Source organism: Actinoplanes sp. NPDC048988 (assembly GCF_043197815.1).
GTDB lineage: Bacteria > Actinomycetota > Actinomycetes > Mycobacteriales > Micromonosporaceae > Actinoplanes.
This window is the reverse complement of the sequence record NZ_JBICTW010000019.1, coordinates 110,359-128,939: the sequence shown is the minus strand read 5'-3', so window position 1 is coordinate 128,939 and position 18,581 is coordinate 110,359. Positions and strand designations below refer to the sequence as shown.

Genomic DNA, 18,581 nt, shown 5'->3' with positions numbered 1-18,581 from the left:
ACAGAAATCCTCACTCCGGGCCGGCCATGGCCTCCTGGGCGGCCGAGACCAAGGTGCCGGTCACGTCGATCACGGTGGCGTGCGAGGCCGGGGTGCCCGCGTCGTAGCGGACCGTCCACGACAGGCCGTCCCGCCCGCTCACCCGCCGCGCCACGATCCGCACGCCGCCGACCAGGAACGGCTTGTCGGGGCGGTTGGTCGACACCTGCACGGGGTGGTGGTTGGTGTAGGCCACCGACTTCGACACGCGCATGCGTACCTGGTCGGGAACCTGGCCCGGGTCGAGCAGCAGGAAGGCCCGCACCGGCCCGTCGGCCATCACCGTGTAGCCGTCCCGCTCCTCGGCCACCTCGGCCGGGGTGATCCGCAGCTCGCGGCCGGACCAGGCCGCCTTGTGGATCTCGTGCCAGCCCAGCCTCTCGCCCGGCGGCAGCCACAGGCCGTGGTTGGTGACCACGACCGCGTGCTCCGGCTCCACAGCGGCCCAGGCCACCACCCGTTCCTCGGCGTCCAGCGCCGGCTTGAGCGCCGCGGGAAGCGAGGGACGCCGCCGAAACAAGCTCACAATGCACCTGCCGCCTGGTCACGCAGGGCCCGCGCCTGCTGTTCGAGCGAGAAGAGCTCCCCCGCGAGAGCCAGGTACTCGTCCTTGTGCGCGACCGGGTTGAGCCGCTGCACCTTGGACTTGAGGTCCCGGATCCGGGTGGTCACATAGCCGACCTGCAACCGGGCCAGGGTGATCTGTACGTAGCGCGGGTCGACGACCCCGTCCACGCGCAACGGCTCCACCGCCAGCTCGGAGATCAGGCCCTGCCCGGCCAGGTCGTCGCAGCTGTCCCGGACCTTCTCGATCCAGACCACGCCGCCGGACGAGGCCGAGGACGCGCCGCCGGCCGCGGTCACCGCCGAACGGATCGCCGCGTAGACCGGATCGGCGTAGTTCTCGGCGCCCAGCGAGTCGAACATCGGGCCGGCCATCACCGGCTCCTGCAGGGCCAGCTTCAGCGACTCCCGCTCGACCAGCCGTTGCGGCGAGTCGGGGGCCGCCTTCATCCGGGGCGCGGGCTGATCCGAGGCGCCGCGCAGGGCCGAGTTCACCGCGCGCTGCACGGGCTCGAGGTCCATGCCGAGATCGGCCGCGAGCTTACGGGCGTACTCAGGCCTCATCTCCCGGTCTTTGATCTTGGCGACCAGAGGAGCCGCGCGGCGCATCGCCTCGACCCGGCCCTCGACCGTGTCCAGATCGAAGCGCCGGATCGTGTGCCGCAACGCGAAGTCGACCAGCGGCTCCCGCCCGGCGATCATGTCGCGCACCGCGAGATCGCCCCGGGCCAGGCGCAGCTCGCACGGGTCCATGTTGTCCGGGCTGACCGCGATGAACGTACGCCCGACGAACCGCTGATCCTCCTCGAACGCCCGCAGCGCCGCCTTCTGGCCGGCCGCGTCCCCGTCGAACGTGTAGATGATCTCGCCGACCACGCTGTCGCTGTCGAGCAGCAGCCGCCGCAGCACCCCGATGTGATCGACGCCGAACGACGTGCCGCAGGTGGCCACGGCGGTCGGCTCGCCGGCCTCGTGGCAGGCCATGACGTCGGTGTAGCCCTCGACGATCACCGCCCGGCCGCGCTTGGCCATCTCACGCTTGGCCTGGTCGATGCCGTAGAGCACGTGCGACTTCTTGTAGAGCGGCGTCTCGGGCGTGTTCAGGTATTTCGGCCCGTCGTCGGAATCGAACAGCTTCCGCGCGCCGAACCCGATCACGTCGCCGGACAGATCCTTGATCGGCCACAGCAGCCGCCCGCGGAACCGGTCGATCAGCGAACCGGACCGGGCCGGCTTGGTCAGGCCGGCCGTGTTCAGCTCCTCGGCGGTGAAGCCCTTCTGCCGCAGATGCTTGGCGAGCGAGTCCCAGGTGTCCGGCGCGAACCCACACCCGTACTTCTCGGCCGCGTCCCGCCCGAAGCCGCGCTGCGCGAGGAATTCCCGGGCCTTGCGCGCCCCCGGCGTGGAGAGCTGCCCCTGATAGAACTCGGCCGCCGCCACATGAGCCGCCAGCAGCCGCTGCTTCTGCCCGGCCTGCGGCCGCGGCCCGGACGGCCGCGAGTCGTCGGTCTCGTACCGCAGCTGGATGCCGGCCCGCCCGGCCAGCCGCTCGATCGACTCGATGAACGACAGATGCTCCGCGTCCATCAGGAACTTGATGGCGTCGCCACCCTGCCCACACCCGTGGCAGTAGTAGACACCGCGAGCGGGCGCGACGGTGAACGACGGGGTCTTCTCGTCGTGGAAAGGGCACAGGCCCTTGAGGTTGCCGCCGCCGGCCGGGCGCAGTGTTACCGACTCGCTGATGATGTCCGCGATCGAGGTCCGGTCGCGGACCAGCGCGATGTCCTCGTCCTTGACCCTGCCCGCCACGGCATACATCCTGCCTCGCGTCAGGCGTGGGCCGCCACCAGGGTCCGGTGCCAGGCCACGGCGGCCGGATCGGTGAGCGACGCCACCTGGTCGATCACTACCCGCAACGCCGCCGCGTCACTGTCGGCTTGCTCATAGAGAGGGCGAAAGACCGGGTCAAGGGCTTGCGGCGTACGGGTCAGCGCCTGCACCAGCTCAATCAAGATCGTCCGTTGCTCCTCGTACCAGGACTCGGCGGCCCGGGCCCGCATCACGTACCGCAATGCCATGCCCTTCAGCAGCGCGCACTGATTACGCACCGTGCGCGGCACGATGAGGTCGGCGTCGTACCGGCGGACCTTGTCGACGCCGTACCGGCTCTGCGTGGCGCCGACCGCCGCGGCGACGAAGCGGCCGGTCAGGACGCTGGTCATCCGTTTGAGGGCGACCTGGGCCCGGTAGGTGCCGTCGTATCCGGCGACCTCGGTCACCACCGGGTCGGCCAGCAGCTCCTCGAGGGCGCCGGCCAGCTCGTCGGGGCTGTCGTCGGAGTAGGTGGCCGCGACGTCGGCGCAGAGCGCGGCCCGTTCGGCCGGGTCGGCCAGCAGGGGGCGCAGCGCCAGGTAGCCGCCGTGTACGCCGTCCTCGACGTCGTGCACGGAGTAGGCGACGTCGTCGGCCCAGTCCATGACCTGGGCCTCGAGGCAGCGCCGCTCGCCCAGCTCGGCCGGACGGGCCCAGTCGAAGACGGCGCGGTCGTCCTCGTACACCCCGAACTTCCGTCGTCCCGGCTCCCGCGGCCAGGGATATTTGCAGCTGGCGTCGAGCGACGCCCGGGTCAGGTTGAGGCCGGCGCCGGGCACCTTGGCCTCGAGCCGGGTCAGCACGCGCAGGGTCTGTGCGTTGCCCTCGAAGCCGCCGCACGGCTCGGCCACGGCGTGCAGGGCGTGTTCGCCGTTGTGCCCGAACGGCGGGTGGCCGAGGTCGTGGGCCAGGCCGGCGACGTCGACCACGTCGGGGTCGCAGCCGAGCCGTTCGCCCATCTCCCGGGAGATCTGCGCGACCTCCAGCGAGTGGGTCAGCCGGGTGCGCAGAAAGTCGTCGGAGCCGGCCGTGTGCACCTGGGTCTTGGCCGCGAGCCGACGGAAGCCCGCGGAGTGCAGCACCCGCGCCCGGTCGCGCTGGAACGGGGTACGCCCGTAGCCGCTGTCCTTGGCCGGCTCAGCGACGAACCGCTGGGCGTCGAACGCCGTCATGTTCTCAAGATTAGTGGGGCCGCTTCGACGACAGGACGCAGAACTCGTTGCCCTCGGGGTCGGCCAGCACGACCCAGCTCACGTTGCTCTGGCCGATGTCGGCGTGCCGGGCGCCCATGTCGATCAGGCGCTCGACCTCGGCTTCCTGGTCGTCCGGGCGCAGGTCGATGTGGAGACGGTTCTTGACCGTCTTGGCCTCGGGCACCGGCGTGAACAGCAGTCCGGGAAGCTGGTCGGGGCTCTTGCGGATCTCCACCTCGTCGGGCTGGTCGGTCACGATGACCCAGCCGCCGAGGGCTTCCGCCCACCACCGCGCCAGACGCCCGGCGTCCTGGGCGTCTACCACGATCTGCTCCCACTGCAACGCCATATGGCGCCTCCTTTATCGAAAAGTGGCGATCATGTTACGCGCACCCGGCGAGCGTCGCGAAGCCAACGACCATGACGCACACGGGGTGCGACTGGTCGCCGAGGGGTCGCCGGAGGATGGCCCACGGTGACGGCGTGAGACGTTCTGCCGCCACCGACCCGAGGGCTCGCCGGTGGCCGCGGCAACGAGGCACGGCCCGGCGGCGGCAGCAGCACAGCGCTGAGGAGAGAAGTGCCCGGCGTCGACCACTGTCTACAGGAGGCCATGGCGATTCCTGGCGCGGTCGGCGCCAGCATCGTCGACTACACCACGGGGTTCCCGGTCGCGACGACGGGAGCCGCACCCAACAACGACCACGAGGCCGCGGCGGCGGGCACCGCGGACGTCGTGCAGGCCGCGACGACCCGATCGCTCTACGTCTCGGCCCTTCCGCACGACCTGCTCGAAGACCTGATCATCACGACCGCCGGCGGTTATCACCTGTTGCGGCCGGTGCAGACCGACTTCGACAGCCGGCTCGTCCTCTACCTCTGGCTCGACCGGGTTCAGGGGAACCTCGCGGTGGCCCGCCGCCGCATGCAGACCCTCGCCGACGAACTCGTAGCTACGTAACGATGCAAAAGGGGAAAAGGTGACAACCTCGCGGACCGCCGCCCCGTCACGCCTGCTCACGCAGGTCACTGGCGAGCGGCAGACCGGCACCCTGGTGGTCGGTGGCCACCCGGGCGGCGCGGTCTACGTCCTCGAGGGGCGGGTCATCTACGCCGAGTCGCCGGCCGCGCCCGGCGTCGGCGAATTGCTCACCGCGTCCGGCCGACTGGCCGGCCGGACCTGGCAGAACGCGCTCGACCTGGGCACCTCCACCGCCCGGGTCGGCCGGCTGCTGGTCGAGCAGGGCCATCTCACCCAGGGCGAGCTGGAGCTGTGCGTGCTCGGGGCGACGTACGACGCGGCGTACTTCACCCTGTCGGCGCCGGAGGCGCCGATCGACTTCCTGCCGGGGGCGACCCACTGGCTCGGCCCGGTCGCCCACATCGACCCGGGTGCGATAACCCGGGAGGTACGCCGGCGGGTGCGCCTGCTCGACGAGATCTTCCCGGACGCGCGGGTGGACACGGCGCCGGTCATCCCGGTGTCGCGCCTGCCCCGCGAGCGGGTGGCGATCACCGCCCTGCAGTGGGAGCTGCTGATCAACGCGGACGGTCAGCGCACGCCGGCCGACCTGGCCCTGCTGCTCGGCAAGGCCGGCTACGCGACGATCCAGGAGCTGCGCCGGATGGCCGCGCTGGGACTTCTGGAGCTTCCGGAGGTACGGCCGGTGGAGACGCCGGACCTGGTCCGGCTGCCCCGGGCGCGCGGCACCGCGGTCGACATCAAACGTCCCGTCGTCAAAGCGGACGAGGCGCCGACCGTGCCGGTGGTGAGCGGCACCCGGGCGGCGGTGCCCGTGCCGGAACCGCCGCCGCGCCCGATGGAACCACCGCCGCGCCCGATGGAACCACCGCCGCGCCCGGTGGAACCGCCGCCGCGCCCGATGGAACCGCCGCCGCCGGCGGAGCCGCCGCGCAACTCGCTCTCGCCGCCCCGCCTCGCCCGGCGCAAACCCGGGGCGAAGCTGCCCAAGGAAGTCGCCGGCGAACCGCCCCCACCGGTACATCCCGGCACCGATGAAGTCCTGCTCAAGCGCATCCGTACGGCATTGCGAGCCTTGCGGTGACACGCGCACCCCCGCTCGCAGAAAGAGAGGCCGAGGATGACGGTGGATCCGGCGGTGCTCGAAGAGCTCGACCGCCTGAGAGGCCGCGTGGCGGAGTTGTCCGGCAGCGTCCTGGCCTCCACCGACGGGCTGGTGATCGCGCACGACGCGCACGGCATCGAACCGGACAGCATCGCGGCGCTGGCCGCCGCCCACCTGGCGCTGGCCCGCCGGTTCGCGCACGCGGTGAACCACGGTGACCTGCGCGAGTCGGTGGTCGAATGCGATCGGGGCTACATCACCTCGTACACCGCGGGACCGACCGCCCTGCTCACGGTGGTCACCTCGGGCGACGCGAACCTGGCCATGGTGCATCTGGAGGCCCGGCGATGCGTACGGCGACTGGTCCGGATCTTGAAGTTGGAGACCAAGCCGCAGCAGCGGCCGGAGATTCCGCAGCAGGCCGGACCGGCGGCGCTGACCCGGCGCAGCCCCTTGTCCACCCTCACGACCAACGCTCGTCGTCGGCAGGCGGCGGGTTGAGAAACGCGGCATCCGCCGCGACCGAACGGCGCCGCCGGGTGGCGGCCCGCCATCCCACCGCAACGGAGGACCCATCCATGGGCGACATGGACACCGCACTCAAGGAAATCATGGAAATCGACGGCGCCTTCGGCGTCGCGCTGGTCGACCACACGAGCGGCATGGCCCTCGGCACGGTCGGCGGCGGCAAGGAGCTCGACCTGACGGTCGCCGCGGCCGGCAACACGGATGTGGTGCGGGCCAAGCTCCGGGCGATGGAGATGCTCAACATCACGGAGAAGATCGAGGACATCCTCATCACCCTGGATACGCAGTATCACCTGATCCGGCCGTTGACGAGCCGGGCCGGCAAGGGGCTGTTCCTGTACGTGGCCCTGCGCCGTGACCGCTCGAACCTGGCCATGGCCCGGCATCAGCTCAAGCGCATCGAGAGCGACCTCGACGTCTGAGTTTTGCCTGGTATCACCGCGTGTCACTTCGGGGAGGGCCGATCACGGCCCTCCCCGTCGTCGTGGGTACCGTCGTCGGTGTGTCAGTGGAGGACGTCGTCCGTGAGGTGGTCAGCGGGGCGATCGGGTACGAGGCGGGTCTCGACGCGCTGACCGTGGCGCCGGCGGGCGAGGTGGACGCGGCCCTTCGCGGGGCGCTGAACGACGCCTTCGACCGTCTTTTCCGGGGCGGATGGCAGCCGGCCGAGCTGTACCGGGTCGTCGCCCGCCTGGGCGATCCGGTCAAAGCGGGCATGGTCGCCACGGCCGCCCTCGCCTACGCGGCCCGATTCTCCGAGGTCGATCCGCGCTGGACGGCGCAGGCGTCGTCGCTGCCGGAGGCCGGCCGCCGGCCCGATCGGATCACCCTGCTGGACGCGTCGATCGGCCTGCTCACCTCGCTGCGGCAACTGCCGTCGATCGAGGTGCTGATCCCGCCGCCGGGCACCGTGGCCGACCTGTCGCACAAATCAGACAACAGGATGCTTGATCGGGTACGGGCGTTGCTGGCCAAGGCGGAGGCGACGGACTTCCCGGCCGAGGCGGAGGCGTACTCGGCCAAGGCGCAGGAGCTGATCGCCCGGCACAGCATCGAGGAGGCGCTGACCACGGCCGGGCGCGCCGAAGTGGTGCCGTTCGCGCGGCGCATCGGGGTCGACCATCCGTACGAAAGCGAAAAAGCCTCCCTGCTGGACGCGGTGGCGCGGGCCAACCACTGCCACACGGTGTGGTCGCCCGAGCTCGGCTTCTCCACGATCTTCGGCTACGACGCCGACATCGACGGCGTCGAACTGCTCTACACGTCCCTGCTGGTGCAGGCCAACCGGGCGATGGCCCGCGACGAGCCGGCCAAGGGCAAGGCCCGGATCAAGGCGTTCCGCCGCAGCTTTCTGGTGGCGTACGCGATCCGCATCGGCGAGCGCCTCTCGCAGGCCACCCGGCACGAGATCGAACAGCACAGCGACCTGCTGCCGGTGCTGCGCAACCGGGACATCCAGGTTCGCGAGGTGATGCGAAAGGCGTTCCCGCGTACGGTCCGGGCCCGCGGCAGCCGCATCGACAGCCTCGAAGGCTGGGAGTCCGGCCGCGCCGCCGCCGACGAGGCCGAATTACGTTGACGGGTGGGGCAGACTGAGGTCATGCATCCGGCTTGACGCTGAACCTTCTTCGCGGTGCGGGCCCTCTCCGAGGGCGTGCCGCTCTACCCGGTGTACGCGCTGCTGTTCGCGGACGCCGGCCTCACCACGGCCCAGGTCTCCTCGCTGTTCGTGATCTGGTCGGTGGTCGCCTTCGCGGCCGAGATCCCCTCCGGCGCGCTGGCCGACACATGGTCCCGCAAGAGGCTGTACGCCGTCGGCGAGACCCTGACGGCGGCCGGCTACGCCACCTGGCTGCTGTGGCCGTCCTACCCGGGCTTCGCGCTGGGCTTTGTGCTGTGGGGCTTGGGCGGCTCCCTGGGCTCGGGCGCCTTGGAGGCTCTGGTCTACGACGCCGTTCCGGAGGAGAACCGTTACGCCCGGCTGATCGGCCGCGCCGAGACGGTGTCGATCGTGGCCATGCTGGCCGCAACGCTTCTGGCCACGCCGGCTCTGCATTTCGGCGGCTACGTCCTTGTGGGCGGCGTCAGTGTCGCCGTCAAACTTCTGGGTGGCCTGCTGGCGCTTCGGCTTCCCGAAGAACCCTCCGCCGCTTCGGACACTTCCGAGATGTCGTACTGGCGCACGCTGCGAAGCGGCGTGCGGGAAGCCGCCGGGACGCGGGTGGTCGCGCGGGCGGTGCTGGTGGCGGCGCTCGTTCCCGGGTTCAGCGCGCTCGACGAATACCTGCCGCTGCTCGCCCGGGACAAGGGGGCGCCGACGGCGGCCGTACCTCTGCTGTTCGGTCTGACCGCACTGGCCATGGCGGCGGCCAGCGCCCTCGCCGGCCGGGGGCGCGGCTTCTCCTGGGCGCTCGGTGGGGCGGCGGCCCTGCTCGCGGCCGGCGCTCTCACCCCGTACCTCGGGGGAATGATCGCCGTTTCCGCCGCCTTCGGGCTGCTCCAGTACGCGATGATCCGCGCCGAGGCCCGGCTCCAGGAGCGGATCACCGGGCCGGCCCGGACCACCGTGCTGTCCGTCGCCGGCTTCGCCAGTGAGGTCTTCGCCGTCGTGCTCTATCTCGGCTTCGCCGTCGACCTGCCGCTCGCGGCGCTCTTCGCCCTGGCCGGGATTCCGCTGCTGATCACGGCGCTGTTAGCCGCCTGAGTTCTCCATCTCGGCGCCCTCGGGCACGCTCTCGTCGTCGCGGCTGTCGAGCCAGCCGTAGGGCAGGGAGACCTTGCCCGGCGCGTTGACGCGGCCACGCGGCTTGCCCAGCTCCTCCTCCGGGAACGGCACCGACGGGTCGAGTTTGCCCAGCAGGTCGTCCAGCTCGGCCAGCGACGACACCATCGACAGGGATCGGCGCAGTTCGCCGCCGACCGGGAAGCCCTTCAGGTACCAGGCGATGTGCTTGCGGAAGTCCGCGCACCCGTGCCGCTCGTCCTCGAGCGCGTCGACCAGCAGTTCCGCGTGCCGGGACATGATCTTCGCGACCTCGCCCAGGGCCGGCAGCACCGGCTTGTAGTCGGGGCCCTGGGTGAAGGCCGCCTCGAGATCGGCGAACAGCCACGGCCGCCCGAGACAGCCCCGGCCGACGACGACGCCGTCGACGCCGGTCTGCTCGACCATGCGCAGCGCGTCGGAACCCTCCCAGATGTCCCCGTTGCCGAGAACGGGCACGTCGAGCGCCTGTTTCAACGTCGCGATGGCGTCCCAGTCCGCGTTTCCGGAATACCTCTGCTCGGCCGTACGGGCGTGCAGCGCCACCGCGGCGACGCCGGCTTCCTGCGCGATGAGCCCGGCCTCGACGTACGTCAAATGGTCGTCGTCGATGCCCTTGCGCATCTTGATGGTGAGCGGGATCCCGTATTCGGCGGCCGCGTCGACGGCCTGCTTGACGATCCGCCCGAACAGCTTGCGCCGCCACGGCAGAGCCGACCCGCCGCCGCGCCGCGTCACCTTGGGCACCGGGCACCCGAAGTTGAGGTCGACGTGATCGGCCAGGTCGTCCTCGCCCACCATCCGCACGGCCCGGGCCGTCACGTCGGGGTCGACCCCGTACAGCTGAAGGCTCCGGAAGTCCTCGTCCTCGGCGAACGCGACCATCTTGAGCGTCTTGGGGATCCGCTCCACCAGAGCCCGTGTCGTGATCATCTCGCAGACGTAGACCCCGCCGCCCTGCTCCCGGCAGAGCCGCCGGAACGCCACGTTGGTGATCCCCGCCATCGGCGCCAGCACGACGGGCGGATTGACGGCGCGGTCGCCGAGCATGAGAGGTGCGATGGTCACGCCTTCGAGCATGCCATGCTCCCGGGAATCACCCGAAATCCCGCCCGCTCAGCCGGGTCTCCGCCGCCACCAGGATCGCCTCCTCGGCGCGGGCTCCGGCGGCCCGTCCTGATACAGGACGAGCGCCTGAGGTGAGGCCGTCCGCACCCAGAGCGGCGCCCCGACGACGATCCGGTCGTAGGGCGGGTAGTCGATCTCCACGTCGAGGTAGGCCTCCATCAGCCACTCGCCGTGCTCGCCGATGTGCCCGTACGTGAAGCCCCGCTTCTCCCCCTCACCTATGCCGCCGCCCTGGTGGGTCAGCAGGTTTATCGCCTCCCGCGCGATCTCCTCGCGGTCGCTGCCGGAAGCCACAGTGCGACCGAACGAGGAGATGAAGCCGAAGATGTGGTTGGCCGCCGACGAGGACCAGCCCGTGTCGGTGGTCTGCGCCCCGGCGATGATGTCGGCCAGGTTGTCCTTGCTGCCGAACATGCCGACCGCCACGTGGGTGCCGTCGCTCGCGGTGCTGTCCGTGAAGATCGAGACGATGTTCTCCCGCTTGCCGAAGTTCACGAACTCGGCGAAGGACAGGGTGCCCAGGCCGGCCGCGAACCGCACCGGCGGCGGCGTGACGAAATCACGGACCGTGACGCCGGCCAGGTGCCGTTCGATCCGGTCCGCGATCTCCGGGCGGCTCATCGCCGGGCGCGGGCGGTCGACCTCCACGCCGGGCAGGAACGGCCCGGCCGGAGACTTCATCTTGGTCGAGCCGGTTCGCTGGACGGTGATCCGGTTGTCCTCGGCGATGCGGTCGATCCGTCGTTGGGACCAGTAGAAATACCGCGCGACGTCGGCCGGCGTTCCGGTCACAGCCCGTTCACCTCGGTCACTTGAGCGTCCACGCCACCGCAGTAGGGGCACCGGGCCTTGGGCAGGGTCCGCACCGGATGGGTGAAGCCCGAGCCGCACCGCCGGCGGCGGCACCGCAGCTTGGCCTCGGCCTCCGGATGCGTCGCCCGGGAGGTGCCGGTCAGGGCGTTCACCGTCCGCACGCCCAGGCCGGTCAGCACGGCGGCGCTGTAGTCGGCGGCGTGCCAGCGGCGGACCGGGCCGCCCACCATCTCCGCCAGGGCTTCCAGTGACAGCTCGGCCAGGGAGAGGTCGGCCGAGACCAGTCGCACCGAGTCGGCGTCGCCGGCCGCCCGCTCGAGGTCGAGGCGCGTCTCGTGCCGCTCGCTGTAGGCGGCGTACTCGGCCGGGAGGTAGTGCGCCCATTCCGGTGACTCGGCGGCGATCAGGGGCACACGCTCGCGCAGCTCGGCCAGATAGGCGCCGGGATCTTCGAGCAGGCCCGGCGCGTGGTAGTCGGCGAGCTCACCGATCAGCACCACCGGCTTGCGCCCGGCGGGACGGAAGAGACGCAGGTGTACGGCGCACGCGTAGTCGCCGGGGCGGAAGATCAACAGGAACTGGTCGGCCAGGGTGACGGCGTCGCGGGTGGGCGGCACCGGCGGTCCGGCCGTGGGCGGGACCGGCCACTCGATGCCGGGCAGGACCTCGTCCAGCGCCTGGTAGGCCTCGGCCACGGCCGGATGATCGAGCAGCAGGCCGGCCTCGTCCGCCGCGATGGCCCCGGCCGCCGTCTGGAGCCGCCGCAGGGCGGCCCGGAGCCGGTGCCGCACGCGCGGATGGGGCTTGCCGCCGCGCCACGGCTCGATGCCGGCGACGAGCCGCCGGATCCGCAGCGCGGCCAGGACGAGTTCGTCGGCCGTGGTCATGTCGGGCCGGCGGTGGCCGAGGCGGGCCGCCGTGTCCAGCTCGATCAGGGTGGTGAGCTCGTCGGCGGCCGTCTCGTAGAGGTGCACGGCGCGATCGATCTGCGAGTCGCGAACGGCCAGTTCGGCCACATCCACCTCGGCCCGCACGCCATGGCCGGCGGCCCAGGTTCGCAGCACCTCATGAAGACGAACGGCGTAGGACACCCTGCGTCGCCTCTCGATCACCCGGACGGACCCTTGCCAATCTCGCATCGATGACGATGCGGCGCAATGATCGGATACCTCTGGCAGAGTCGGCGGCGTGAGCGATGAGGGGAAAACGGCGTCGAGTCCGCGGCGGCTCGTGGTGGTGTTCCAGTCGGCCGTGGGTGAGGCGATGCTGCGGCTCGGTGCCGATCTGGGCTTTCAGACGGTGCTGGTGGAGCCGGATGAGGCTCGGCTGCAAGGACTGCCGCGGGCGCACGGCGACACGTTCGTACACGATTTCGACGCGGCGGGGCTGGATGAGCACACCGACGTGGTGGTGAGCGACCACCATCGGAATGAGATCGGGAGCGTGCTGAAGGACGCCCTGGAACGTGCGACCCGATGGATCGGGATCGTGGGGAACCCCAAGGTCGAGGGGCCGCACGTGGCGGCCCTGCGCGACCTCGGGGTCGGCGAGGATCAGATCGGGCGGGTGCACCGCCCGATCGGCCTGAACATCGGGTCGCGGACGCCGGCTGAGATCGCTGTGGCGACCCTGGCCGGGTTGATCGCGGACCGGAACGGCCGACCGGGCGGGTTCGAGTTCTAGGCTCCCGGCAGGCGCTTGAGGAGGTAGTCCTCGATCTGGGCCAGGCCGACCCGCTCCTGCTTCATGGTGTCACGGTCGCGCACCGTCACCGCGTCGTCGGTCAGGGTGTCGAAGTCGACGGTGACGCAGAACGGGGTGCCGATCTCGTCCTGGCGGCGGTAGCGACGGCCGATCGCCTGCGAGTCGTCGAACTCGACGATCCAGCGCTTGCGCAGGTCGGCGGCGAGGCCGCGGGCCTTCGGGGACAGGTCGGGGTTGCGCGAGAGCGGCAGCACCGCCACCTTGATCGGGGCCAGGCGGGGGTCGAAGCGCATGACCGTCCGCTTGTCGACGCCGCCCTTGGTGTTCGGGGCCTCGTCCTCGTCGTACGCCTCGAGCAGGAAGGCCAGCACCGCGCGGGTGAGGCCGGCCGCCGGCTCGATCACGTACGGCACCCAGCGCTCCTGCTTCTCCTGATCGAAGTAGGAGAGGTCGACGCCGGAGTGCTTCGAGTGGGTCGACAGGTCGAAGTCGGTGCGGTTGGCGATGCCCTCGAGCTCGGCGAACTCCGTACCACCGAACTGGAACCGGTATTCGATGTCCACGGTGCGCTTCGAGTAGTGCGACAGCTTCTCCGCCGGGTGCTCGAAGAAGCGGAGATTGCTCTCCGAGAGGCCCAGGTCGCGGTACCAGTTCCAGCGCTCCTGAAGCCAGTAGTCGTGCCACTTCTCGTCGCTGCCGGGCTCGACGAAGAACTCCATCTCCATCTGCTCGAACTCGCGCGTGCGGAAGATGAAGTTGCCCGGCGTGATCTCGTTGCGGAAGCTCTTGCCGATCTGCGCGATGCCGAACGGCGGCTTCTTGCGGGCGGCCTGGGCCACGTTGTTGTAGTTGACGAAGATGCCCTGCGCGGTCTCGGGCCGCAGGTAGTGCAGGCCCTCGGCGCTCTCGGTCGGGCCGAGGTAGGTCTTCATCAGGCCGTTGAACATCTTCGGCTCGGTGAAGGTGCCCTTGTTGCCGCAGTTCGGGCAGTTCAGCTCCTGCAGCGAGGCGGGCGGCGAGCCGTGCTTGGCCTCCCACGCCTCCTCGAGGTGGTCGGCGCGGAACCGCTTGTGGCAGGACTGGCACTCGGTCAGCGGGTCGACGAACGCGTCGAGGTGGCCGGAGGCCGCCCACACGTCGCGCGCGAGGATGACGGCGGAGTCGAGGCCGACGATGTCGTCGCGCTGCTGGACCATCGTGCGCCACCACTGGCGGCGGACGTTCTCCTTCAGCTCCACTCCCAGCGGACCGTAGTCCCAGGCCGAGCGGGTTCCTCCGTAGATCTCGCTGGAGGGGAAGACGAAGCCACGGCGCTTGGCCAGGCTGACGACGGCATCGATACGGTCGGCGGGCATGTTCCTCCTACGCCGGCTGGGTGTCGGCGGGGACATCGGTATGGATCGGGACGAACAGAGAATTTACTCCGCGAGCTCGCACACCTCGAACTCGCCCGTGGACGTGTTCTGGTCGAGCTCGGCGGTCAGCTGCTCCACGTCACCGCCGGCGTAGGTGGCCTCGACGGGCACGGTGAGGTTGTACGTCGCCTCGAGCTTGCCGAGGCGCCACGAGATGATCGGCTCCTCGGCCGAGACGCGGGCCTGGAAATCGGCCTGGGACTCGCGGCGCCGGGCGCTTTCGCAGAGGTCGCCGTACGCCGCCTTGTAGTTACCGGCCTTCAGCGCGCTCAGGTAGTCGTCGACCGCCGTGTGCGCCCGCTCCTGCAGCGCGCTCGACCCGGCCGAGACGAGGCCGATGAGCGCGGCGACCCCGCCGCCGCAGACCAGCACCAGCACCACGCCGGCGATGCCGAGCCCCATGCCGATGCGCCGGCCCTTGCCCTCGACCGGCGGCGCCGGGAAGGGCGGCTGCACGCCGGGACCCTGCGGGGGCGGCGGTACGAAGGGCGGCGCCGTGGTCATGTGCGCAACAGTAGTCGTCAGCGCCAGGGCTCGGCGGCCCGGTCGCTCTCCGCCTCGACCACCGGCGAGCCGGGCGCGGCCGAGGCCAGCGTCTCGAACGCGGACGGCTCGTCGAGCGAGCGGGCGAGCAGCGGGGTGGCGTGCACCTTCACATCGAAGGCGCCCAGTGCGCGCCGGTAAGCTCCGACCGACTCCCACTCGGTCACCAGCGTCCAGTGGGTGGGGTCCTCGAGCGCGCGGGCGAGCCGCCCGGAGAGATATCCGGGCCGCTCGGCGAGGGCGGCGAGAGCGGCGTGGGCCTGGGCGACGAACTCGTCGTGCGTGTCCGCCGGCACGGCGAAGCGGTTGAGCACCAGCATGGCGACAGGGTACGAGAGCCGAGACAGGGGTGACGCGGTGACACCGTCCGACAATGTGCTGCGCCGGCTGGCCCGGGTGAGCCCGACCACGGCCTTCATCGCGGCGCTGGCCGTTCTGATGGCGGGCCTGTTCCTGCCCGGGATCGTCGGGGCGGCGCTGTTGTTCCTGCTGTGGCTGGGTCTGGCCACGCTGACCTTCACGACCTGGCCGGTGCAGTCGCCGCCGACCCGCGCCATCCGGCTGATCATGCTCGTTCTGCTGCTGGCGGCCGTGGTCGCCAAGGCAGTGTGACCCATGCGCTTTTGACAATCATTATCATTGTCGGCGACAGTAGATGCTATGCGCCGCCGCCTGTTCGCCCTTCTGCTCCCGCTGACGATGCTGGCCGGCTGCGGCAGCGGCGCCGGCGCCGAGGACGGCAAGTTCGCCGTGGTCACCGCGTTCTACCCGCTGCAGTTCCTCAGCGAGCGCATCGGCGGCGACCAGGTGAGCGTCTCCAACCTGACCAAGCCCGGCGCCGAGCCGCACGACATCGAGCTCACCCCGCGCCAGGTCGGTGACGTGGCCGGGGCCGGCCTGGTCGTCTACCTCAAGGGCTTCCAGCCGGCGGTCGACGAGGCCGTCGCCCAGGAGGGCGAGGACCACGCGTTCGACGCCGCCTCGGTGGTGACCCTGCTGCCGGCGAGCGAGGACGACGACCACGCGGGCGAGGAGCACGAGCACGAGACGGCCGAGGGCGGCATGGACCCGCACGTCTGGCTCGACCCGGTCCGCTTCGCCACCATCGCCGACAAGCTCGGCGAGCGTCTCGGCCAGGCCGACCCCGCGCACGCGGCCGACTTCACGGCCCGCGCGGCCGCACTGCACGCCGAGCTCGACAAACTCAACACCGAGTACGCGACCAGCCTCAAGACCTGCGAGCGCCGCGAGCTGGTCACCAGCCACGAGGCGTTCCACTACCTGGCCGACCGATACGACCTGACCGAGGTCGGCATCACCGGCATCTCGCCCGAGGCCGAGCCCTCCCCGCAGCGCCTGGCCGAGGTGGCCGAGACCGCCAAGACGACCGGCACCACCACGATCTTCTTCGAGACGCTGGTCAGCCCGGCCGTGGCCGAGACCATCGCCCGCGAGGTCGGCGCCAAGACCGCCGTCCTCGATCCGCTCGAGGGTCTGACCGATTCCTCCCACGACTATTTCTCCGTGATGCGCGCCAACCTGACCGCCATCACCACCGCCCTGGGGTGCACAGCATGAGCATCGTCGACGTACGCCATCTGGCCGTCGGATACGAGGGCCGGGAGATCCTGCACGACGTCTCCCTGGCCGTCGACCAGAAAGAGGTCGTCGCCATCCTCGGCGCCAACGGCTCCGGCAAATCCACACTGATCCGCACGATCCTCGGGCTGGTACCGATCGGCCGCGGCGAGATCGACCTCTTCGGTACGCCGCAGCGGCGCTTCAAGCAGTGGGCCCGGGTCGGATATGTGCCGCAGCGTCTCGGCGCCGGCAGCGGGGTGCCGGCCACCGTCGGCGAGGTCGTCGCCTCCGGCCGCCTGGCCCGGCGCGGCATCTTCCGGCTGCCCGGCGCGGCCGACAAGACGGCCGTGCGCGACGCGCTGACCGATGTCGGCCTCCTGGACCGCGTCAACGATCCGGTCTCGACCCTCTCGGGTGGGCAGCAGCAGCGCACGTTGATCGCCCGGGCCCTGGCCGGAAAGCCGGACCTGCTGGTGCTGGACGAGCCCACCGCGGGTGTGGACGCGGCCAGCCAGGAGGCGTTCGCCGCCGCGCTGGGCCGCTTCGGCGACACCGGCGGCACGATCCTGCTGGTGGCGCACGAGCTCGGCCCGCTGCGCCCGCTCATCGACCGGGCCGTGGTGGTGCACGAGGGCCGCATCGCCTTCGAGGGCGCGCCGCCGGAGCCGGCCGGCCACCACGCCGAGCCCGACCACGACCACGTGCATCCGCACGCCGTCCAGCCCACCGCCGGCATCTGCGAGTGGGCCCCCACCGACCGCATGGCAGCAAACTGATGGATCTTTTCCAGTACGACTTCATGATGCGTGCCCTGGCCGGCGCGCTCATCATCGGCCTGGCCGCGCCGTCGCTCGGCATCTACCTGGTGCAGCGGCGCCTGTCGCTGATCGGCGACGGCATCGGCCACGTCGCCCTGACCGGCGTCGGCGTCGGCCTGCTGCTCAACCAGTCCCCCGTGCTGGCCGCCGTCATCGTCTCGGCCGCCGGCGCCATCGGCGTCGAGCTGATCCGCGAACGCGGCCGTACCTCGGGCGACCTCGCCCTGGCCCTGCTCTTCTACGGCGGCATCGCCGGCGGCGTGGTGCTGGTGTCGCTCTCCGACGACGCGAGCAGCAACAGCCTGATCCAATATCTGTTCGGCTCGCTGATCACGACGTCGCCCACCGACATCGCGCTGATCGCCGTGCTCGGCGCCCTGGTGCTGATCGCGATGCTGGCCTTCCGGCCGGCGCTGTTCGCCGTCTGCAACGACGAGGAGTACGCCCGGGTGAGCGGCCTTCCCGTCCGTACCCTCAATCTTCTGATGGCCGTGACCACCGCCGTCACCGTGACCATCGCCATGCGCACCGTCGGGTTGTTGCTGGTCTCGGCGCTGATGGTCATCCCGGTCGCGGCCGCGCAGCAGGTGACCCGCGGCTTCCGCAGCACGATGGTGGCGGCGATGCTGATCGGCGTCGGCGCGGCCGGCGCCGGCGTCGTCTTCTCGGCCGAGGTGGACACCCCGCCCGGCGCCACCACCGTCATCCTGGCCCTGGCCATCTTCGTGGCGATCGCCGTCGGCGGCGCGACCTGGCGGGTCCTGCGCCGCCGGGCCCACCCGCCGCGCGAGGTGGAGCCCCCTGACGTGGTTCTCCAGGAGGCCTGAGAATGGGTTACGAAACGTACGAGCCGGCCGGCGAGCTGCTGCGGGCGCTCTCCGCGCCGATCCGCGTCGCGATCGTCGCCGAGCTGGGCGCCGGCGAGCGCTGCGTGCACGAGCTGGTCGAGAAGCTGGGCGCGCCGCAGCCGCTGGTGTCCCAGCATTTGCGGGTCCTGCGCGGCGCGGGTGTGGTGCGAGGTGCACGACGGGGCCGGGAGATCGCATACTCCCTGGTGGACGACCACGTCGCACACATCGTCGCCGACGCCGTCAGCCATGCGAGGGAGGTTCGTTCGTGAGCACCGAGAGTCAGCAGCGCAACACCAAGCAGCGCAGTGCGGTCAGCGCCGTGCTGGCCGAGACCGAGGGCTTCAACAGCGCCCAGGAGCTGCACGCCATCCTGCGCGAGCGCGGGGAGCGGGTGGGGCTGACCACCGTCTACCGCACGTTGCAGGGCCTGGCCGACGCCGGCGAGATCGACGTGATGCGCCCACCCGGCGGCGAGCACCTGTACCGCCGGTGCAGCCAGGGGCACCATCACCACCTGGTGTGCCGGTCGTGCGGCCGCGCGGTCGAGGTGGAGGGCCCGGCGGTCGAGTCGTGGGCCGACAAGGTGGCCGGCAAGCACGGCTTCGTCGACGTCTCGCACACGATGGAGATCTTCGGAACCTGCCCCGACTGCGCGGCCAGGCCCCGGGACTGAGCACATGG

Annotated in this window: 23 protein-coding genes; 13 read left to right on the top strand and 10 right to left on the bottom strand. The window is 71.0% G+C overall.

What is annotated here, in order from left to right:
• Nucleotides 1-10: 10 nt before the first annotated feature.
• Genes ACGFJ7_RS39560 through ACGFJ7_RS39545 form a run of 4 tightly spaced genes read right to left on the bottom strand, consistent with a single transcriptional unit; the run spans nt 11 to nt 4,020 of the window.
• Nucleotides 11-565, bottom strand: coding sequence for a hypothetical protein (locus tag ACGFJ7_RS39560; RefSeq protein ID WP_360252032.1), 555 nt, complete (start codon nt 563-565; stop codon nt 11-13).
• A complete protein-coding gene (gene dnaG / locus ACGFJ7_RS39555; RefSeq protein ID WP_360252029.1) occupies nt 562-2,424 on the bottom strand; it encodes a DNA primase in 1,863 nt (620 codons plus the stop codon). Before dnaG ends, ACGFJ7_RS39560 begins: the two co-directional genes overlap by 4 nt.
• Nucleotides 2,425-2,435: 11 nt before the next feature.
• Nucleotides 2,436-3,650 (bottom strand): deoxyguanosinetriphosphate triphosphohydrolase, encoded by a 1,215-nt coding sequence (locus tag ACGFJ7_RS39550; RefSeq protein WP_360252026.1) that lies wholly within the window; start codon nt 3,648-3,650, stop codon nt 2,436-2,438.
• 10 nt (nt 3,651-3,660) lie between these two features.
• On the bottom strand, nt 3,661-4,020 hold the full coding sequence (locus tag ACGFJ7_RS39545) for a VOC family protein (protein WP_360252023.1): 360 nt from the start codon (nt 4,018-4,020) through the stop codon (nt 3,661-3,663).
• Nucleotides 4,021-4,284: 264 nt separating this feature from the next.
• On the opposite strand from ACGFJ7_RS39545, the gene ACGFJ7_RS39540 reads away from it, so the two are divergent.
• From ACGFJ7_RS39540 to ACGFJ7_RS39515, 6 genes are all read left to right on the top strand, one after another.
• Nucleotides 4,285-4,632, top strand: coding sequence for a hypothetical protein (locus tag ACGFJ7_RS39540; protein WP_360252020.1), 348 nt, complete (start codon nt 4,285-4,287; stop codon nt 4,630-4,632).
• Between the two features lie 19 nt (nt 4,633-4,651).
• Nucleotides 4,652-5,737 (top strand): DUF4388 domain-containing protein, encoded by a 1,086-nt coding sequence (locus tag ACGFJ7_RS39535; RefSeq protein ID WP_392647040.1) that lies wholly within the window; start codon nt 4,652-4,654, stop codon nt 5,735-5,737.
• 36 nt (nt 5,738-5,773) lie between these two features.
• Entirely contained in the window at nt 5,774-6,259 is a 486-nt protein-coding gene (locus ACGFJ7_RS39530) for a roadblock/LC7 domain-containing protein (protein ID WP_360252014.1), read from the top strand.
• A 77-nt stretch (nt 6,260-6,336) separates the two neighbouring features.
• Nucleotides 6,337-6,708, top strand: coding sequence for a hypothetical protein (locus tag ACGFJ7_RS39525; protein WP_360252011.1), 372 nt, complete (start codon nt 6,337-6,339; stop codon nt 6,706-6,708).
• Nucleotides 6,709-6,788: 80 nt separating this feature from the next.
• Complete coding sequence (locus tag ACGFJ7_RS39520) at nt 6,789-7,865, top strand: DUF2786 domain-containing protein (protein ID WP_360252008.1); 1,077 nt, start codon at nt 6,789-6,791, stop codon at nt 7,863-7,865.
• Nucleotides 7,866-7,919: 54 nt separating this feature from the next.
• Complete coding sequence (locus ACGFJ7_RS39515) at nt 7,920-8,990, top strand: MFS transporter (RefSeq protein ID WP_392647038.1); 1,071 nt, start codon at nt 7,920-7,922, stop codon at nt 8,988-8,990.
• On the opposite strand, the gene dusB is transcribed toward ACGFJ7_RS39515, so the two are convergent.
• The 3 genes from dusB to ACGFJ7_RS39500 all read right to left on the bottom strand — a co-directional run bounded on the left by dusB (nt 8,979) and on the right by ACGFJ7_RS39500 (nt 12,052).
• A complete protein-coding gene (gene dusB / locus ACGFJ7_RS39510; RefSeq protein WP_360253133.1) occupies nt 8,979-10,097 on the bottom strand; it encodes a tRNA dihydrouridine synthase DusB in 1,119 nt (372 codons plus the stop codon). The genes ACGFJ7_RS39515 and dusB overlap by 12 nt on opposite strands.
• Nucleotides 10,098-10,163: 66 nt before the next feature.
• Nucleotides 10,164-10,967, bottom strand: a complete 804-nt coding sequence (locus ACGFJ7_RS39505) for a hypothetical protein (protein ID WP_392647036.1) — start codon at nt 10,965-10,967, stop codon at nt 10,164-10,166.
• Nucleotides 10,964-12,052 carry a hypothetical protein gene (locus tag ACGFJ7_RS39500; protein WP_392647034.1) on the bottom strand — a complete coding sequence of 363 codons (1,089 nt, stop codon included), beginning with the start codon at nt 12,050-12,052 and terminating at the stop codon, nt 10,964-10,966. Before ACGFJ7_RS39500 ends, ACGFJ7_RS39505 begins: the two co-directional genes overlap by 4 nt.
• Nucleotides 12,053-12,176: 124 nt before the next feature.
• Here ACGFJ7_RS39500 and ACGFJ7_RS39495 point away from each other — a divergent pair, with 124 nt between their 5' ends.
• On the top strand, nt 12,177-12,671 hold the full coding sequence (locus ACGFJ7_RS39495; RefSeq protein WP_360251996.1) for an XdhC family protein: 495 nt from the start codon (nt 12,177-12,179) through the stop codon (nt 12,669-12,671).
• Here ACGFJ7_RS39495 and ACGFJ7_RS39490 read toward each other — a convergent pair.
• The 3 genes from ACGFJ7_RS39490 to ACGFJ7_RS39480 form a co-directional block, all read right to left on the bottom strand.
• Nucleotides 12,668-14,047, bottom strand: a complete 1,380-nt coding sequence (locus tag ACGFJ7_RS39490; RefSeq protein WP_360251993.1) for a glycine--tRNA ligase — start codon at nt 14,045-14,047, stop codon at nt 12,668-12,670. The genes ACGFJ7_RS39495 and ACGFJ7_RS39490 overlap by 4 nt on opposite strands.
• A gap of 63 nt (nt 14,048-14,110) precedes the next feature.
• Nucleotides 14,111-14,611 (bottom strand): hypothetical protein, encoded by a 501-nt coding sequence (locus tag ACGFJ7_RS39485; protein ID WP_360251990.1) that lies wholly within the window; start codon nt 14,609-14,611, stop codon nt 14,111-14,113.
• Between the two features lie 17 nt (nt 14,612-14,628).
• Nucleotides 14,629-14,970, bottom strand: coding sequence for an antibiotic biosynthesis monooxygenase family protein (locus tag ACGFJ7_RS39480; RefSeq protein WP_360251987.1), 342 nt, complete (start codon nt 14,968-14,970; stop codon nt 14,629-14,631).
• 37 nt (nt 14,971-15,007) lie between these two features.
• On the opposite strand from ACGFJ7_RS39480, the gene ACGFJ7_RS39475 reads away from it, so the two are divergent.
• Genes ACGFJ7_RS39475 through ACGFJ7_RS39450 form a run of 6 tightly spaced genes read left to right on the top strand, consistent with a single transcriptional unit; the run spans nt 15,008 to nt 18,573 of the window.
• Nucleotides 15,008-15,262 (top strand): DUF6703 family protein, encoded by a 255-nt coding sequence (locus tag ACGFJ7_RS39475; protein ID WP_360251984.1) that lies wholly within the window; start codon nt 15,008-15,010, stop codon nt 15,260-15,262.
• Nucleotides 15,263-15,310: 48 nt separating this feature from the next.
• Nucleotides 15,311-16,228, top strand: coding sequence for a metal ABC transporter substrate-binding protein (locus tag ACGFJ7_RS39470; protein ID WP_392647031.1), 918 nt, complete (start codon nt 15,311-15,313; stop codon nt 16,226-16,228).
• Nucleotides 16,225-17,007: a metal ABC transporter ATP-binding protein gene (locus ACGFJ7_RS39465; RefSeq protein ID WP_360251978.1), complete on the top strand. Its 783-nt coding sequence runs from the start codon at nt 16,225-16,227 to the stop codon at nt 17,005-17,007. Before ACGFJ7_RS39470 ends, ACGFJ7_RS39465 begins: the two co-directional genes overlap by 4 nt.
• Nucleotides 17,007-17,876 carry a metal ABC transporter permease gene (locus ACGFJ7_RS39460; protein ID WP_360251975.1) on the top strand — a complete coding sequence of 290 codons (870 nt, stop codon included), beginning with the start codon at nt 17,007-17,009 and terminating at the stop codon, nt 17,874-17,876. The genes ACGFJ7_RS39465 and ACGFJ7_RS39460 overlap by 1 nt, the downstream gene beginning before the upstream one ends.
• Nucleotides 17,877-17,878: 2 nt before the next feature.
• On the top strand, nt 17,879-18,169 hold the full coding sequence (locus tag ACGFJ7_RS39455) for a metalloregulator ArsR/SmtB family transcription factor (protein WP_360251972.1): 291 nt from the start codon (nt 17,879-17,881) through the stop codon (nt 18,167-18,169).
• Entirely contained in the window at nt 18,166-18,573 is a 408-nt protein-coding gene (locus ACGFJ7_RS39450) for a Fur family transcriptional regulator (protein ID WP_360251969.1), read from the top strand. The genes ACGFJ7_RS39455 and ACGFJ7_RS39450 overlap by 4 nt, the downstream gene beginning before the upstream one ends.
• The last annotated feature ends 8 nt before the right edge of the window (nt 18,574-18,581 follow it).

What these genes read in the sequence shown, in the direction of transcription:
- dnaG (WP_360252029.1), bottom strand. Translation starts at nt 2,424, where the DNA reads ATGTATGCCGTGGCGGGCAGGGTCAAGGACGAGGACATCGCGCTGGTC.
- ACGFJ7_RS39550 (WP_360252026.1), bottom strand. Translation starts at nt 3,650, where the DNA reads ATGACGGCGTTCGACGCCCAGCGGTTCGTCGCTGAGCCGGCCAAGGAC.
- ACGFJ7_RS39545 (WP_360252023.1), bottom strand. Translation starts at nt 4,020, where the DNA reads ATGGCGTTGCAGTGGGAGCAGATCGTGGTAGACGCCCAGGACGCCGGG.
- ACGFJ7_RS39540 (WP_360252020.1), top strand. Translation starts at nt 4,285, where the DNA reads ATGGCGATTCCTGGCGCGGTCGGCGCCAGCATCGTCGACTACACCACG.
- ACGFJ7_RS39530 (WP_360252014.1), top strand. Translation starts at nt 5,774, where the DNA reads ATGACGGTGGATCCGGCGGTGCTCGAAGAGCTCGACCGCCTGAGAGGC.
- ACGFJ7_RS39525 (WP_360252011.1), top strand. Translation starts at nt 6,337, where the DNA reads ATGGGCGACATGGACACCGCACTCAAGGAAATCATGGAAATCGACGGC.
- dusB (WP_360253133.1), bottom strand. Translation starts at nt 10,097, where the DNA reads ATGCTCGGCGACCGCGCCGTCAATCCGCCCGTCGTGCTGGCGCCGATG.
- ACGFJ7_RS39490 (WP_360251993.1), bottom strand. Translation starts at nt 14,047, where the DNA reads ATGCCCGCCGACCGTATCGATGCCGTCGTCAGCCTGGCCAAGCGCCGT.
- ACGFJ7_RS39485 (WP_360251990.1), bottom strand. Translation starts at nt 14,611, where the DNA reads ATGACCACGGCGCCGCCCTTCGTACCGCCGCCCCCGCAGGGTCCCGGC.
- ACGFJ7_RS39480 (WP_360251987.1), bottom strand. Translation starts at nt 14,970, where the DNA reads ATGCTGGTGCTCAACCGCTTCGCCGTGCCGGCGGACACGCACGACGAG.
- ACGFJ7_RS39470 (WP_392647031.1), top strand. Translation starts at nt 15,311, where the DNA reads ATGCGCCGCCGCCTGTTCGCCCTTCTGCTCCCGCTGACGATGCTGGCC.
- ACGFJ7_RS39465 (WP_360251978.1), top strand. Translation starts at nt 16,225, where the DNA reads ATGAGCATCGTCGACGTACGCCATCTGGCCGTCGGATACGAGGGCCGG.
- ACGFJ7_RS39460 (WP_360251975.1), top strand. Translation starts at nt 17,007, where the DNA reads ATGGATCTTTTCCAGTACGACTTCATGATGCGTGCCCTGGCCGGCGCG.
- ACGFJ7_RS39455 (WP_360251972.1), top strand. Translation starts at nt 17,879, where the DNA reads ATGGGTTACGAAACGTACGAGCCGGCCGGCGAGCTGCTGCGGGCGCTC.